We start from the raw sequence: 17,062 nt of genomic DNA on the forward strand, positions 1-17,062 counted from the left end.
TTATTTTTCATTTGTTAAATCAAATTAAACTACTTTGAACGCCTGTTCAAAGAAGTGCGCAAGCACATGGTCAGCGCGAAACTAGGTTGTGGGTCCGAGAGTCGAAGGCGGTCGGAGGGCTCCCAGGCCGCGACGAGCGAGCGCTGGCGGATGCGCGCTCTCCCCGGGACAGCGGGGGCGCTTCGTGCTACCTCGCCTGCGACTACCGCCATGACTCTAGCCAAGCCAGAGATAGCCCCAATTGGCCGTTTTCGGCCGGCACCTCGGCAGTTCGCGCTCGCCCTCGCGCTGACGCTGGGGGCGACGACGGGCTGCCCTGGTGGCCCGGGAGGTCCTGGCGGCCGGGGAGGTCCCGGCGGCGAAGGGGCCGAGGCGGCCGGCGAGGCCGAGGAGCAGCCGACGCCGGTGCTCCTGACCGCCGTCGAGCGCGGGACCATCGAGGGCAAGATCCGCGCGGCTTCGACCATCGAAGCGGAGATGCAGGTCACGGTCCACGCCGAGTCCACGGGGCGCCTGACCAGCTTGTCCTTCGAAGAAGGTGACGAGGTGAAGAAGGGCCAGACCCTGGCGCGGATCCGCCGTGAGGCCCAGGCCCTGGGCTTCGAGCGCGCCGAGTCGAGCCTGGCCGACGCCCAGCGCGAATTCGAGCGAGTCGAGCGTCTGTTCAAGCAAGGCATTGCGAGCCAGAGCGAGTACGACGAGGCGGAGTCGAGCCTCGAGCTCGCGCGCCTCGACAAGCGCGACCGCAGCCACGAGCTTTCGAACACGGTGATCAAGGCGCCCTTCGACGGCGTCGTCACCCAGCGCTTCGTCGACGAGGGCGGCTTCGTGTCGAGCGGGGCCCAGGTGCTCGAGGTCACCGACTTCGACACCCTCGTGGCCCGGGTCTACGTGCCCGAAAAGGAGCTCGATCGCCTCGAGGAGGGTCAGAGCGCCGAGGTCGTCGGCAAGGCCGCCAAGGACCGCCAGGGCGTGGGCACGGTCAAGCGCATCGCGCCGATCGTCGACGCGACCACGGGCACGGTCAAGGTGACCATCGGCCTGCCCCCGGAGCTCACCGGCGGCGCCAAGGGCTTCCTGCCCGGGATGTACGCCGAGGTCACGCTGACCACCGAGGTCCACGCCGACGTGCTCGTCGTGCCCAAGCCGGCCCTGGTCCACGAGGAGGAGCAGACCTTCGTGTTCATCGCCGATGGCGAGCGCGCCAAGAAGGTGCTGCTCGAGACCGGGCTGAGCAACGAGGACTTCGTCGAGGTCGGCTCGGGCCTGTCCGAGGGCGCGCGGGTGATCGTCGCCGGTCAGGCGGGGCTCAAGGACGGCGCGCTGATCATGGAGGTCGACGCACGCGGCACGCCGCTCGCAGACGAGCAAGACGCCGCGGGCGAGGCAGAGGCCCCGGCACAGGCGGAGGCGCCGGCCGACGCGGAGGCTGGGCCCGGCGAGGGCGCGGCCGCGAGGGCGAAGCCCGACGAGGTCGCCAAGGCGGGCTGAGGTCGAGCGCTCATGACACAGGCGAAGAAGACGAACGAGCTGGTCGAGAACCTGTCGACCATGCAGGAGCGCCTGCGCGCCATGGAGCGCTACGGCTTCACCGTCACGCGGCCGGTCGCCGTGCTCATGGTCTTCTTCGCGGTGATCGTGTTCGGGGCTTTCTCGGCCACGATGCTGCCCGTCAACCTGATGCCCGACATCAGCTACCCCAAGCTGACGGTGCGCACGGAGTACGAGGGCGCGGCCCCGGCCGAGGTCGAGAACGACGTCGCCCGCCCGCTCGAGGAGGTCCTCGGCGTGGTCACGGGCGTGACCCGGATCTCGAGCGTGTCGCGGGCGGGCTACGCCGACGTGATCCTCGAGTTCACCTGGGACACGGAGATGGCCGACGCCAACCAGGACGTGCTCGAGAAGCTCGACCTGATCAAGCCGAGCCTGCCCGAGGAGATCACCGCGCCGCTGATCTTGCGCTACGACCCGACCCTCGACCCGGTGCTGGTGCTCAGCCTCTCGGGTGAGGGCGAGGCCTACGATGGGGTCGCGGGCCTCAAGTCGCTGCGCCGGGTCGCCGATCGCGAGGTCCGCCGGCTGCTCGAGCCCGTCGACGGCGTGGCCTCGGTCAAGGTCCGCGGCGGCCTCGAAGAGGAGATCCACGTCGAGCTCGACGAGGACGCCCTGCGGCGCACGGGGATCTCGAGCGACGACGTCATCTCGCGGCTCGAGTCCGAGAACATCAACCTCGCCGGCGGGAGCATGCGCGAGGGTCGGACCCGCTACCTGATCCGCACGGTCAACGAATTCGACGAGCTCGAGGACATCCGCGAGCTCGTGGTCGCCAGCCGCGGCGGCCGCGACGTGCTCTTGCGGCACATCGCGACCGTCGACTACGGCTACAAGGACCGCGAGGTGATCACGCGCATCGACGGCCGCGAGGCCGTGATGATCGAGGTCTACAAGGAGGCCGACGCCAACATCGTCGACATGGCCGAGGGCGTGCGCGGGCGGATCTCCTCGCAGATCGGGGCCAAGCTCGCCGACGAGTACGGGGTCGAGCTCGAGGTCGTCTCCGATCGCTCGCTGTTCATCGAGTCGAGCATCCGCGAGGTCCGCGACACGGCGGTGCTCGGCGGCCTCTTCGCCGTCCTGATCTTGTTCTTGTTCCTGCGCCAGGGCCGGGCGACGCTGATCGTCGCGCTGTCGATCCCGGTGTCGATCCTCGTCACCTTCGCCCCGCTCAAGCTCGCCGACGTCAGCTTGAACATCATGTCGCTGGGCGGCATGGCCCTGGGCGTGGGCATGCTGGTCGACAACTCGATCGTCGTGCTCGAGTCGATCCACCGGTGCAGCGAAGAGGGCGACTCGCTGGTCCAGGCCACGCTGCGCGGGGTCTCCGAGGTCGGCGGCGCGGTGATCGCGTCGACGCTGACCTCGATCGCCGTGTTCTTCCCCATGGTCTTCGTCGAGGGCGTGGCCGGGCAGATGTTCGGCGACCTCGGGCTGACGGTGGTGTTCTCGCTGCTGGCCTCGCTGGCCGTGGCGCTGTTTTTGATCCCGATGCTGGCCTCGCGCCAGCTGCCCGAGGGCGAGGGCGAGCCCATGAAGATCCGCCTGCGCAGGCGGCTGACCAGGTGGAGCTCGGTGCACGAGTTCAGGGAGACCTTCGCCGCGTTTCGCTGGTGGACGCTGCTCTTGCTGCCCTACTACCTGCTGCGCTTCGTGCTCCACCTGCTGCTCGAGATCGTCGGCAAGCTGCTGGCCACGCTCGCGGGGCTGCTGGGGGCGGTGCTGCTCGCCGGGTTCAGCGTCCTGCGCAAGGTCGGTGGCTGGATCGTCACGCCGATCTTGTGGGCCTTCGACAAGCTGCTCGCGGCGCTCAGCCGGCTCTACGGCGCGATCATCCGCTGGTCGCTGCGCAACGCCATCGCCGTGGTCCTGCTCGCCGTCAGCGCGTTCGCGGTGATGATCATCGCGGCCAAGCGCCTCGACACCGAGCTGATCCCCGAGGTCCACCAGGCCGAATTCACCGTCGAGCTGATCTTCCCGGTCGGCACGCCGATCGACGAGACCGACGCGATGGTCGAGCCGATCGAGGCCATGCTGCGCGAGGAGGTCCCGCACCTGCGCGCGATGGTCGCGACCATCGGCAGCGAGAGCGACAACGACGAGTCGGGAGAGCGCGGCGAGCACACGGCCGAGCTGGCGATCTCGCTGCTCGCCGGCGGCGGACAGCAGGCCGCGCAGAGCCAGCGCGAGCGCGGCTTCGCCAAGGACGAGGGGGGCCCTGGGGGTCCCGAAGCCGAAGCCGAAGCCGAAGCCGAGTCCGAGCCCACAGCCGAATCCGAGGCCGAGGCGCCGTCTCGCGCCGAGGGGCCCGGAGCGGCCGCGGCCACGCGAGCCGCGACCTCGCCGGCCGAGGCCGAGGCCGAGGCCCTCGCCGTGGTCCGCGAGCTGATCCACGACGTCCCCGACCTCGAGATCAACATCACCCGCCCGGTGCTGTTCTCGTTCAAGAACCCCGTCGAGGTCGAGATCCGCGGCCACGACCTCGAGGAGCTGGCCGCGGCCACGGACGCCGTGCGCGACCGCCTGGCCCAGATCGAGGGCCTGCGCGACGTCAAGGCCTCGATCCAGCCGGGCAACCCCGAGGTCCAGATCGTCTACGACCGCGACGCCCTCGCTCGCCTCGGCCTCGACATCCGCAACGTCGCCGAGCTCGTGCGCGACAAGGTCCAGGGCCAGGAGGCCAGCAAGTTCAACCGCCGCGACCGCAAGATCCCGATCCGCGTGCGCGTCGAGGGCATGGATCAGGCCAGCGTCGACGAGCTGCGCGAGCTCGCCGTCAACCCGCCGGGGGCCGCGGCGATCAACGCCCTCGACGTGGCCGAGCTCGGGCTCCAGACCCCCGCGATCCCGCTCTCGGCGGTCGCCGACATCCGCGTCGGGCGTGGGCCCAACGAGATCCGCCGCATCGGTCAGCAGCGCGTCGGCCTGGTCACCGCCAACGTCGAGGGCGCGGGCCTGGGCAGCGTGTCGAGCAGCATCGACCAGGCGATCGCCGATCTCGACCTCCCCGCCGGGGTCAGCACCGCGGTCACCGGTCAGAGCGAGGAGTGGGAGACCTCGAGCCGCTCGCTCTACCTGGCGCTCGGGCTGTCGGTGTTCCTGGTCTACGTGATCATGGCCTCGCAGTTCGAGAACCTGGTCTACCCGCTGATCATCCTGGTCTCGATCCCGCTGGCCTTCGTGGGCGTGGTCCTGGTCCTGATCGCGATCGACATGCCGGTGTCGGTGATCGCCTTCTTGGGCGCGATCATGCTCGCGGGCATCGTGGTCAACAACGCGATCGTCCTGGTCGACTACATCAACCAGCTCAAGACCCGCGGCTACTCGACGGCCGCGGCCATCGAGATGGCCGGGACCGTGCGCCTGCGCCCGATCTTGATGACCACGCTGACCACGGTGCTCGGGCTGCTGCCCATGGCCATGGGCCTGGGCGACGGCGCCGAGATCCGCCAGCCGATGGCGGTCACGGTGATCGCCGGCCTGAGCTTCTCGACGATGCTCACGCTGATCGTGATCCCCACGCTCTACCAGCTCGTCGATCGGCTCAGCGGCTCCGCGGTCAAGCTGGCCCCGGCCGAGCAGCTCGCACGCGAACTCGCCGAGCTCGACGAGTCCAAGCTGGTCCCGGAGTTCGTCGAGATCGCGGCGCAGCAAGAGGCCCATGCCGAGCAGGCCGAGCAGGCCGAGCAGGCCGAGCAGGCCGAAGAGGACGAGGCGTCGCCTTCGGGCTCGGGCGCAGGGAGGGATACAGACGCCGAGGAGGGCAGGGGGGAGCCGCGCTGATGTCCGAGTCGCGCCAGCGCGAGAACGCCGTGGTCGGCCTGGCCCTGCGCCGGCCGATCACCATGCTGATGATCTTCGCCAGCGTGCTGGTCCTCGGGGTGATCGCCTTCGTCAACATCCCGCTCGAGCTGATCCCCAGCGGGGCCTCGGCGCCCTTCATGTCGGTCGAGGTGCCCTACAGCAACGCGACCGCCGAGGACGTCGAGGACAAGATCACCCGGCCGCTCGAGGCCGAGCTCGCAACCACCCCGCGGATCGACGAGATCAGCGCGACCTCGAGCTCGAGCCGCGGGCGGGTCAACATGGTGTTCGAGCAGGACGCCGACATGGACGTGGTCTATCGCGAGGTCCGCGATCGCGTCGCCCGGGTCCGCGCCGACCTCCCCGACGACGTCCAGCAGGTCAACATCCAAAAGCAGTCGGCGGACAACCTGCCGATCGCCTTTTACGGCGTCAACTGGGCCAAGGGCACGGAGAACGCCCACGACATCATCGATCGCCAGTTGATCCGCCGGCTCGAGCGCATCGAGGGCGTCGGCCTGGTCCGCAGCTGGGGGGGCGAAGACCGCGAGATTCGCATCGAGATCGACCGCGAGCTCGCCGAGGCCGCCAATCTCAACATCTTCGAGATCGCCCAGCGGCTGACCGAGTCGCACTTCAACCTGGCGAGCGGGACCTTGGTCGAGCGCGAGGGCAAGTACCTGCTGCGCTCCCTGGCCCAGTATCAGAGCGTCGAGGACCTCGAGCAGGTCATCGTCGGGGACAACGACCTGCGCCTCGATGACGTCGCCGACATCGTCTACGACTACCCCGAAGAGGAGCGCTACGACCGCTACAACGGCCAGGAGTCCATGGCCGTGTTCATCATCAAGGAGTCCGAGGCCAACACGGTCGAGGTCTGCGAGCGGATCAAGGTCGAGATCGAAGCGGCGATGAAGGACCCGGCGCTGGCCAGCTTCAGCGTCGAGGAGATGTTCATCCAGGGCGACACGATCGTCTCTAGCCTCGAGCAGGTCATCGACTCGGGGCTCCAGGGCGGCGTGCTCGCGGTCTTCGTGCTGCTCTTCTTCCTGCGCCGGGCGCGGCTGACGGTGGTCATCGCCCTGTCGATCCCGCTGTCGATGTTCATGGCCCTGCCGGTCATGTACTTCATGGGCCAGAGCATCAACTTGGTCTCGCTGATCGGGCTGATGATCTGCATCGGGCTGGTGGTCGACAACTCGGTGGTCGTGGCCGAGAACATCGCGCGCTATCGCGGGCGGGGGATCTCGCGCTTCGCCGCCGCGCTGCACGGGGCCAGCGAGGTCGCGCTGCCGATCACCCTGGCCACGGCCACGACCATGGTCGTGTTCTTGCCTGCGGCGCTGATGAGCTCGGGGACCATGCAGTTCTTCATGATCCGCATGGTCACGCCGGTGTGCGTCTCGCTGCTCGCGAGCCTGTTCGTCGCGCTGATCCTGATCCCGATGGCGGCGGCCTTCCTGCTCGATCGCGACGTGTTCGCGGAGGCCGAGCCGGGCAGCCTGGGCGCGCTCTTGATGCGCATCGATCGCGGCTGGAAGGCCGTGCTCGAGCGCATCTACAACGCGAGCTTCGGCAGGCTGACCGAGCTCTACGGCCGGCTGCTGCGCCTGAGCCTGCGCCGGCGCGTGGACGTGGTGCTGATCAGCTTGCTGGCCATGGGCAGCCTGGTGGTGCCCATGAACCCCAAGACCGGGGTGAGCCGCTCGCTCAACCAAAACCTCGGCGGGCGTCAGGTGCGGATCACCTACACGATGCCCCAGGACGTGACCTTGGAGGAGGCGGACGTGTTCTTCCGCGAGCTCGAGGGTTGGTTCGCCGAGCACCGCAGCGAATGGAAGGCCAACGGCGAGTTCGTGCAGGTCGAGCCGGGCTTCGCGACGATCCAGATCTTCTTCGACCCGCCCAAGAAGGACGACCCGCCCTTTCGCGACACCGGCAAGGCGATCTTCGACCAGCTGCCCACGCCCCCGGGCTGGGAGAAGCACTCGCGCTTCGCCGACTCCGACGGCGCCGAGTCGAGCTCCTTCCCGGTGTTCGTCTATGGCGACGACCACCGCACGGTCCAGAAGGTCAAGGAGACCCTCGAGCTCCAGCTCGAGAAGCTCGACGGGGTGGTCTCGCTGCTCGGCGAGGCCAGCGACGACAGCCAGCGCGAGGAGCTGGCCCTGTCTCTCGACCCGGTCATGGCCGAGCGCCTCGGGGTGTCGGCGGGCCTGGTCGGCAACACCGTGGCCTACGCCTTGCGCGGCAGCCCGCTGCCGCGCTTTCACGGCGAGGACCGCGAGATCGACGTCACCATCCTCTATAAAAAAGAGGACCGCGAGGCGCTCGAGGACCTGCTCGAGTTCAAGGTCCCGACCAACGCCGGGACGGCGGTCCCGATCCGCACGGTCACGACCAAGGAGATCCGCAAGGGCGACACCGTGCTGGTCCGCAACAACAAGCGGGTCGCGGCGCTGATCGAGCTCGAGCTCGACCCCGAGACCCGCCAGGAGACCATCGCGCGCATCCAGGCCTTCCTGGCCGACTACGACCTCCCCGACGGCGTGTCCTTCGACGGCGAGCAGGAGAACCGCGACCTCGACGACTCGAACCGCGACCTGTTCCTGGCCGTGATCATGGCCTGCCTGTTCATCTTCTTGTTGATGGGCTTCTTGTTCGAGAGCTTCGTGCTCCCGCTCTCGGTCCTGCCCTCGATCCCGCTTAGCGTGGTCGGCGTGTGGTGGTTTTTGTATCTGACCGACAGCGACCTCGACATGCTCGCGGGCATCGGGCTGCTCTTGCTGCTCGGGGTCGTGGTCAACAACGCGATCGTGCTCGTCGACTTCATCAACGGCGCCCGCGCCCAGGGCATGGCGCGCTCCGAGGCGATCGTCCAGGCGGGGATCCAGCGCTTTCGCCCGATCTTCATGACCGCGCTGACCACCGTGGGCGGCATGCTGCCCCTGGCTTTCGCGGACGCGCCGGCCGAGGGCATCCCCTACGGCCCCTTCGGCAAGACCCTGGTCGGTGGGATGACGACCTCGACGATCTTGACGTTGATCGTGGTCCCGGTCAGCTACACGGCCTTCGATGATCTGCGCGAGCTCTTCCAGAGCTGGGCCGTGCGCATGTTCAAGATCTTCTGGGGCTCGCGGGCGGGGGCGGACGCGGGCGCGGCCGAAGACGCGGCGGAGGCTGGGCCGTCGATGGACGAGCCCAGCTGATCGGCCTCGCTCGGATCGAGCCACGCCCGAGCGGAGGGCGAGCGCGTCACCAGACGAGGGGGCTGTGTCGAGCGTCGGTCTGACTCGCTCGATTCATGCGCGACGCGTGGTCATCGGATCAGCGCAGCCAATGTTTGGCGATCATGTTGGGTCCGCGATCACAGCGATGACGTACGCAGCCCGAGCGTCCAGTTTTCCGCGCGAGTTGTCGATCTTCGGCGTCGCAACATCCAGTACAACAGCGTCATGCGACGCTCAGTATTTGTCCTCGCGCTTGCCCCGACCTTGCTCTTTGCCTGTGGTGACAGCGGGGCCAGCGACGACGATGTCGGGACGAGCGAGGATGGGATCGGCACCGAGGCGACCGGTGAGGACTCGAGCTCGAGCACCCTCGACACCGGCCTCGATACGGGCACCGGTGGCTGCGACAACCCCTGCGGCGACGAGTGCTGCGGCGGCGACGAGGTCTGCGACGAGGACAACCTCGTGTGCGTGCTCGACTGCGGCGACGATGATCCCTGCGGCGTCGATGACCCGGTCTGCTGCGGTGGCGGCGAGATCTGCTACGTCGGCCAGTGCGTGACCCCGGGCGGCGCATGCAGTGAGCTGTCGTGCGCGACCCAGACCGAGTCCGACTGCGAAGAGGATGAGATCTGCGACGGCGAGCTCGGGCTGTGCGTGCCCAACCTCGTCAACGAGGCCTGCACCTTCACGCCCGAGGAGGGGGTCTTCGACCCGATCCCGCGCTGGACCTGGGGCGCCCGTCAGCCGCGCTCGTGCGACGCGGACGCGGACTGCCAAAAAGAAGAGGTGTGCACCGAGGGCAGCTGCGCGGTGACCTGGACGCACCACGAGATCGCCGACGACGACTGGCCGACGCACGTCCAGGTCATGGCCGCCCCGATGGTCGCGGACCTCGACGGCGACTGTGTGCCCGAGGTCATCTTCAACAGCTACGACCCCAGCGACTGGCAAAACGACGGCATCCTTCGCGTGCTGCACGGCGACACGGGCGAGAAGCTGTGGACCTTGGGCGACGAGGCGTGGCGCAGCGACGGCACGGGGATCCCGGCGATCGGCGACATCGACTACGACGGCGACCTCGAGATCGTCAACGTCGGCGACGACAGCCACCTGCACCTGATCGACCACGAGGGCAACCCGGTGTGGACCACGGTCGATGTCTACGCGGGCAACCAGACCTCGGGCGCGCCGGCGATCGCCAACTTCGACCTCCAGGGCGACGCCGAGATCGCCTACGGCCGGGCGATCTATGACAGCGATGGCAACGAGCTGTGGGCCGGCGAGGGCGGCTTCGGGTCCAACGCCAGCTACGCGGTGCTGTCTTGCGTGGCCGATCTCGACGGGGACTCGCGGCCGGAGCTGATCGGCGGCGGGACGGTCTACACCTTCACGGGCACGGTCGGCACGGACTTCGCGGGCGAGGTGTTGTGGGAGTCTGGCGGCGACGGCTACTGCGGCGTGGCGGACTTCCAGCTCGACGGCGTGCCGGAGCTGGTGCTGGTCCGTCAGGGCTCGATCGACGTGCTCGACGGACCCACGGGGACCTTGCTGGCGCAGTTCGAGATCCCCGGCGGGGGCATGGGCGGCCCGCCGAACATCGCGGACTTCGACGGGGACGGCTTCCCGGACATCGGCCTGGCCGGCGGGGCGCGCTACGTGGTGGTCAGTTTCGACGGGGTCGATACGCTGACGAAGCTGTGGGACGCGGAGACCAAGGACGTGTCCTCGAACCGCACGGGCTCGTCGGTGTTCGACTTCGACGGGGACGGGCGCAACGAGGTGATCTACGGGGACGAGTGGTACCTGCGGATCTACCCCGGGGTGGAGCCTGACTGTCAGCTGGATCCGCCCGGGGCGGCTTGTGATCAGGACATGACGGACGACGAGATCCTGTTCATCGACATCACGAGCTCGGGGACGCGGGTGGAGTACCCGGTGATCGCGGACGTGGACGGCGACTTCAAGGCGGAGATCGTGGTCTCGACCAACAACAACTTCAGCGAGGGCAGCATCGGCGACTCGGGCGTCGAGGTGTTCGAGGACCGCCTCGACAACTGGGTCGGGACGTTGCCGATCTGGAATCAGCACACCTATCACATCACCAATGTCGACGCGAAGGGCTCGATCCCGATCGTCGAGGACAACAACTGGGAGTACCCCGCGGGCAGCCCCTACAACTCCTATCGCCGCAACACCCAAGGCGGGGTGGAGAACTGCGCGCCCGACTTGGTCGCCCAGGATCTGACGACGGTGGGGGCGTGCCAGTCGGAGGTGACCTTCTCGGTGCGGGTGTGCAACCAGGGCTGCCTGGGCGTGGGCCCGGGGGTGGACGTGAGCTTCAGCGAGGCGGAGTTCGGCGCGCTGGGGACGGTGACCACCGAGGCGGCGATCCCTGCGGGCGGCTGCATCTCGGTCGAGCTGACGATGGACGCGCCCGGGACGGCGCCCTACGACGTGTCGGTGACGGTCGACGACGACGGGGATGGGGGCGCCTTCAACGAGTGCGTGGAGGACAACAACAGCTTCGGCCCGGTCGAGCTGTGCCCCAACATCGGCTGAGTTCGCCCGCGCGGGCGAGCGTCGGTGTGACAAGCCGCGGGTGCCTCGGGTGCCCGCGGCTTCCTTCATTCGAAGCGCGTTTTTGTCCCTCGATGCAGGACGGCTCTCGCTGGGTTTGGCGCCCCCCGTCCTGCGCGGGGGACGGGGCGGATCGGAGCGCGCCGCTTCGTGCCTACGTGGGATCGTCGCAGCGCGAGCTTTGGGCTCTAGGCGCGGAGATGGCCGCTCCAGCCCTAAAACCCGATTTCCCCACGGGGTCTCGGTGAGCTCGGTCTGAGAGCGCGTGGCGATCTCGTGCGCACTTCCAGTAAAACAGCCGCATGCGACGCCCACTGCTTGCCTTTACCTTGGCCCCAACCCTGCTCTTCGCCTGTGGTGACAGCGGCGCGAGCGACGATGAGATCGGTGTCGAGGAAGAGGGGATCGCGACCGAGACGACGAGCGGTGACAGCACGGGGGAGGAGGCGAGCACGACGGCGACGACCACCACCTTCGACACCGACACGGGCGGCTGTGAAAATCCCTGCGGTGACGAGTGCTGCGGTGACGACGAGGTCTGCGACGAGGACAACCTCGCGTGCGTGCTCGACTGTGGCGACGATGACCCCTGCGGCGTCGATGACCCGGCCTGCTGCGGCGACGGCGAGATCTGCTACGTCGGCCAGTGCGTGACCCCGGGCGGCGCGTGCAGTGAGCTGTCGTGCGCGACCCAGACCGAGTCCGACTGCGACGAGGGCGAGATCTGCGACGGCGAGCTCGGCTTGTGCGTGCCCAACCTGGCCAACGAGGCCTGCACCTTCATGCCCGAGACGGGGGTCTTCGACCCGGTCCCGCGCTGGACCTGGGGCGCCCGTCAGCCGCGCTCGTGCGACGCGGATACGGACTGCCAAAAAGAAGAGGTCTGCACCGAGGGCAGCTGCGAGGTGACCTGGACGCACCACGAGATCGCTGAGGACGACTGGCCGACCCACGTCCAGGCCATGGCCACGCCGATCGTCGCGGACCTCGACGGCGACTGCGTGCCCGAGGTCATCTTCAACAGCTACCGACCCGCCGATTGGCAGACCAACGGCATCCTCCGCGTGCTGCACGGCGACACGGGCGAGAAGCTGTGGACCCTGGGCGACGAGGCGTGGCGCAGCGACGGCTCGGCGATCCCGGCGATCGGTGACCTCGACTACGACGGCGACCTCGAGATCATCAACGTCGGCGGCGACAGCCACCTCTACCTGATCGACCACGAGGGCAACCCGGTGTGGACCACGGCCGCGGCCTACGCGGGCAACCAGACCTCGGGCGCGCCGGCGATCGCCAACTTCGACCTCCAGGGCAACGCCGAGATCGCCTACGGCCGGGCGATCTATGACAGCGATGGCAACGAGCTGTGGGTCGGTGACGGCGGCTTCGGGACCAACGGCAGCTACGCGGTGCTCTCCTGCGTCGCGGATCTCGACGGTGACCTCCGTCCCGAGCTGATCGGCGGCGGGACGGTCTACACCTTCACGGGCACGGTGGGCACGGACTTCGCGGGCGAGGTGCTGTGGCAATCGGGTGGCGACGGCTACTGCGGCGTGGCGGACTTCCAACTCGACGGCGTGCCGGAGCTGGTGCTGGTCCGTCAGGGCTCGATCGACGTGCTCGACGGACCCACGGGGACCTTGCTGGCGCAGTTCGAGATCCCCGGCGGGGGCATGGGCGGCCCGCCGAACATCGCGGACTTCGACGGGGACGGCTTCCCGGACATCGGCCTGGCCGGCGGGGCGCGCTACGTGGTGGTCAGCTTCGACGGGGTCGAGACCTTGACGAAGCTGTGGGACGCGGAGACCAAGGACGTGTCCTCGAACCGCACGGGCTCGTCGGTGTTCGACTTCGACGGGGACGGGCGCAACGAGGTGATCTATGGGGACGAGTGGTACCTGCGGATCTACCCTGGGGTGGAGCCTGACTGTCAGCTGGATCCGCCCGGGGCGGCTTGTGATCAGGACATGACGGACGACGAGATCCTGTTCATCGACATCACGAGCTCGGGGACGCGGGTGGAGTACCCGGTGATCGCGGACGTGGACGGCGACTTCAAGGCGGAGATCGTGGTCACGACCAACAACAACTTCAGCGCGGGGGCGATCGGTGACTCGGGCATCGAGGTGTTCGAGGACCGCCTCGACAACTGGGTTGCGACGCTGCCGATCTGGAATCAGCACACCTATCACATCACCAACGTCGACGCGAAGGGCTCGATCCCCGTGGTCGAGGACAACAACTGGGAGTTCCCGGCGGGCGACCCCTACAACTCCTACCGCCGCAACACCCAAGGCGGCGTGGAGAACTGCGCGCCGGACCTCGTCGCCCAGGACCTGACGACGGTCGGCATGTGCCTGTCGGAGGTGACCTTCTCGGTGCGGGTGTGCAACCAGGGCTGCCTGGGCGTGGGCCCGGGGGTGGACGTGAGCTTCAGCGAGGCGGAGTTCGGCGCGCTGGGGACGGTGGCCACCGAGGCGGCGATCCCTGCGGGCGGCTGCATCTCGGTCGAGCTGACGATGGACGCGCCCGGGACGGCGCCCTACGACGTGTCGGTGACGGTCGACGACGACGGGGATGGGGGCGCCTTCAACGAGTGCGTGGAGGACAACAACAGCTTCGGCCCGGTCGAGCTGTGCCCCAACATCGGCTGATCGGCTGATCGGCTGATCGGCTGCGGGCGCCCGAGCGTCCAAAACGAAGCAGAGGGCGACCGCAGCAGCGCGGTCGCCCTCTTCTTCGTCTGGGTCTCGAAGCTGCGCGCGAGCGCGAGCGCGACCTCAGACCTCGAAGGGCTCGTCGCCGGGGAAGTGGACCGAGTAGAGGTCCTTGCGCCGGTCGATCCACGGCCGCACGCTCCCGAGCCGCCGGGTCCGGCGGAGCACGGCCATGTCGAGGTCGTGGATGATCAGCGCCTCGACGTTCTCGTTGGCCTGGGCGGCGATGCCGTCGCGGGGGAAGTGCACGTCGGAGGGGGTGAGGATCGCGGCCTGGGCGTAGTGGATGTCGGCGCCCTGGACCTGGGGGAGGTTGCCGATCGGCCCGGAGAGCACGGCGTAGACGTGGTTCTCGATGCAGCGCGCGGCGGCGCAGGTCCGCACGCGGATATGCGCCGCGCGGATGTCCGTGTTGTAGGGGATGAAGAAGATCTGCGCGCCCTTGGCCGTGGCCGCCCGGGCGATCTCGGGGAACTCGCTGTCGTAGCAGATCAAGATCGCGATCTTGCCGATGTCCGTGTCGAACACGCGAATCTCGTCGCCGTGCTCGACGCCCCACCAGCGCCGCTCCGAGGGCGTGATGTGCAGCTTGTACTGGCGATCGATGCGCCCGTCGCGATGGAACAAGAACGCGACGTTATAGAGCCGGCCGTTCTCGACGATCAGGTGCGAGCCCGCGATGATGTTGATGTTGTATTTGATGGCCGCGCGGTGGAAGTAGTCGACGTAGGGCTCGGTGAAGCGGTCGAGGGCGCGGGCCTGCTCCGAGGGGCGCGCGGGCGGGACCAGGGCGAGCAGCTGGTTGGTCAGCAGCTCGGGGAAGAGCAGACAGTCGCAGTGGTAGTCGCCGGCGGTGTCGATGAAGAATTCACACTGCGTGGTGAACTCCTCGAAGCTGGTCACGCTGCGCATCTGGTAGTTGACCGTGGCCACGCGCACGGTGGACGGCTCGACGCGCTCCGGGGGGACATAGTGGGGGTTGAGCCACTCGAGCAGCACCGCGTAGCCGCGGCTCTCCTGGTCGTTGGGCAGGTAGTTGGGCAGCACGCGGCGCAGCGAGAAGCCGTTGGCGAGCTGGGCGTTGAGGGTGGGGTCGCGGAGCCTGCGCTGGAGGACCTTGTCGACGTACTCGTGGATCGTGAGCTTCTCGGCGTGCTTGTGGTAGTTGGGCACGCGCCCGCCGATCAGCATGCGCCGGAGGTTGAGGTCGCGGGCGAGCTGCTTGCGGGCGTCGTAGAGGCGCCGGGCCAGGCGTAGGCCGCGGCTGCGCGGGCGCACGGCGATGTCGACCCCGTAGAGCGTGTCGCCCTCGGGGTCGAAGCTGTCGAGGCCCTGGCCGATGCCGAGGGCCTCGTAGTCGTGGGGGACCGTGAAGTTCGAGCCGTCGACGCGCACGGCGCTCGAGACCGCGACGAGCTGGCCGTCGAATTCGAGGCACAGCTGCCCCTCGGGGAAGACGTTGATCAGCTCGTCGTACTGCTTGCGGTTCCACGAGGCCATGCCGGGGTAGCATTCCTCGTGTAGCGTCTGAACGCGCTTGAGATCGCGTTTGCGCAGTCGACGAACGATGATGCGCTGATCGTCTCGGGTCTTTGCCTTGGCCACGAATGCTACTTAGCACTGCGCGGCGGTGATTGCGATCAGTCGTGGACTGGCAGGTGCTCGAGCATCGTCGCGGTCTCGAAGCGACGAATCGTGCCGGTGTCGCTGCGCAGGGCCAGGGAGCTGACCACGGTCCACTTTCCGCGGCGGTGGATGCCCGGGAGCATCGGGCCGTCGGTGACGCCCGAGGCGACGAAGAAACAATTTCCGCGCACGAGGTCCTCGTGGCGGAGCAGACGATCGGGCTCCTGCATGCCCATGGCGATGGCGCGGGTGCGCTCGAGCTCGTTGCGGAAGGCCAGCCGACCTTCGAATACGCCGCCGAGGCAGCGCAGGGCCGCGGCCGCGAGCACGCCCTCGGGCGCGCCGCCCTTGCCGATGAACATGTCGATGCCGCTCTCGGGCAGGCCGGTGGCCACGCTCGGGTTGACGTCGCCGTCGCTGATCAGCCGCACGCTGGCCCCGGCCGCGCGCAGATCGTTGACGAGCTGGTCGTGGCGCGGGCGCTCGAGCACGACCACGACCATCTCGTCGGGCTGCTTGTTCTTGGCCTCGGCGAGGTCGCGGACGTTCTGCGCCGGGCTCTTCTCGAGGCTGACCACGCCGACGCCCTCGGGCCCGGCGGCGATCTTTTCCATGTAGGTGTCGGGCGCGTTGAGCAGGCGGCCGCGGTGGGCGATGGCCATGACCGCGAGGGCCCCGGGCTTGCCGTGGGCGCACAGATTGGTGCCCTCGAGCGGGTCGACGGCGATGTCGACCTCGGGCAGGTTGGGATCCTTGGGCCCGACCTTCTCGCCGATGTAGAGCATCGGGGCCTCGTCGCGCTCGCCCTCACCGATGACCACGGTGCCGCGGGCGGGGACCTTGTCGAAGGCGCGGCGCATGGCCTCGACGGCCAGCGAGTCGGCGTCCTCTTTGCGCCCCGAGCCGATCAGCCGCGAGCAGGCGATGGCCGCGGCCTCGGTCACGCGGACATACTCGAGCAGGAGCTTGCGATCCATTGGCTTGAGGTCGTCCTCGTTCATCATCACGAGGCCCCTACTACTACATGCGCGGCGCGCTGAGCAGGGGGGAAGTCACGCCGGGGCTCAGGCGCGGCCCTGCGCGTCCCAGCGCCGCTCCAGGACCTCGTAGACCGCGTCGGGGATCCGCGCCGCGCGGCCGTCATCGAGGCTCATGCACCCGTGGTGGGTCTGCGCGCGGACGAGCTCGAGCGGCTCGGGGCCCGCGAACTCGTGGCGGTCGCCGGGCTCGACGGTCAGCCGATACACGAAATTGATTCGCGCAGGTGAGAGCTTGGCCATGCCGACCCACACGCTGACGAGGTCGTCGTAGACGGCGGGGGCGAGGTAGCTCAGGGCGAGATCGACGACGGGCAGGCCGTAGCCGAGGCGCTCCATGTCGGCGTAGGCGAAGCCGAGGCTGCGGATGAACTCGACCCGGGCCTGCTCCATGAAGCGCAGGTAGGTGGCGTGATAGACCACGCCCATGCGGTCGGTGTCGGCGTAGATCACTCGGATCCGCGCGGTGCGGGTCAGCGGGAGCTGCGTGGGCTCGACGATGCGCCTGGCCATG

The 17,062-nt window shown here is 68.4% G+C and carries 8 protein-coding genes; 5 read left to right on the forward strand and 3 right to left on the reverse strand.

The window, feature by feature from the left end; genetic code table 11:
- Nucleotides 1–210: 210 nt before the first annotated feature.
- The 5 genes from G6O69_RS22185 to G6O69_RS22205 all read left to right on the forward strand — a co-directional run bounded on the left by G6O69_RS22185 (nucleotide 211) and on the right by G6O69_RS22205 (nucleotide 13,822).
- A complete protein-coding gene (locus G6O69_RS22185; protein ID WP_172305506.1) occupies nucleotides 211–1,491 on the forward strand; it encodes an efflux RND transporter periplasmic adaptor subunit in 1,281 nt (426 codons plus the stop codon).
- A gap of 12 nt (nucleotides 1,492–1,503) precedes the next feature.
- The gene (locus tag G6O69_RS22190; RefSeq protein WP_172305507.1) at nucleotides 1,504–5,337 is read left to right on the forward strand and encodes an efflux RND transporter permease subunit; all 3,834 of its coding nucleotides are present in this window, start codon (nucleotides 1,504–1,506) and stop codon (nucleotides 5,335–5,337) included.
- Nucleotides 5,337–8,567, forward strand: coding sequence for an efflux RND transporter permease subunit (locus G6O69_RS22195; RefSeq protein WP_172305508.1), 3,231 nt, complete (start codon nucleotides 5,337–5,339; stop codon nucleotides 8,565–8,567). Before G6O69_RS22190 ends, G6O69_RS22195 begins: the two co-directional genes overlap by 1 nt.
- 246 nt (nucleotides 8,568–8,813) lie before the next feature.
- Entirely contained in the window at nucleotides 8,814–11,150 is a 2,337-nt protein-coding gene (locus G6O69_RS22200; protein ID WP_172305509.1) for an FG-GAP-like repeat-containing protein, read from the forward strand.
- Nucleotides 11,151–11,470: 320 nt separating this feature from the next.
- On the forward strand, nucleotides 11,471–13,822 hold the full coding sequence (locus G6O69_RS22205; protein ID WP_172305510.1) for an FG-GAP-like repeat-containing protein: 2,352 nt from the start codon (nucleotides 11,471–11,473) through the stop codon (nucleotides 13,820–13,822).
- Between the two features lie 126 nt (nucleotides 13,823–13,948).
- On the opposite strand, the gene G6O69_RS22210 is transcribed toward G6O69_RS22205, so the two are convergent.
- The 3 genes from G6O69_RS22210 to G6O69_RS22220 are packed head-to-tail and all read right to left on the reverse strand — an operon-like array spanning nucleotide 13,949 to nucleotide 17,061.
- Nucleotides 13,949–15,490, reverse strand: a complete 1,542-nt coding sequence (locus tag G6O69_RS22210; protein ID WP_217909887.1) for a bifunctional GNAT family N-acetyltransferase/carbon-nitrogen hydrolase family protein — start codon at nucleotides 15,488–15,490, stop codon at nucleotides 13,949–13,951.
- A gap of 35 nt (nucleotides 15,491–15,525) precedes the next feature.
- Nucleotides 15,526–16,515 carry a class II fructose-bisphosphatase gene (gene glpX, locus G6O69_RS22215; RefSeq protein WP_346017151.1) on the reverse strand — a complete coding sequence of 330 codons (990 nt, stop codon included), beginning with the start codon at nucleotides 16,513–16,515 and terminating at the stop codon, nucleotides 15,526–15,528.
- Between the two features lie 60 nt (nucleotides 16,516–16,575).
- On the reverse strand, nucleotides 16,576–17,061 hold the full coding sequence (locus G6O69_RS22220; RefSeq protein WP_172305511.1) for a thioesterase family protein: 486 nt from the start codon (nucleotides 17,059–17,061) through the stop codon (nucleotides 16,576–16,578).
- Nucleotide 17,062 lies beyond the last annotated feature (1 nt).

The sequence above is a fragment of the Pseudenhygromyxa sp. WMMC2535 genome, from assembly GCF_011083025.2.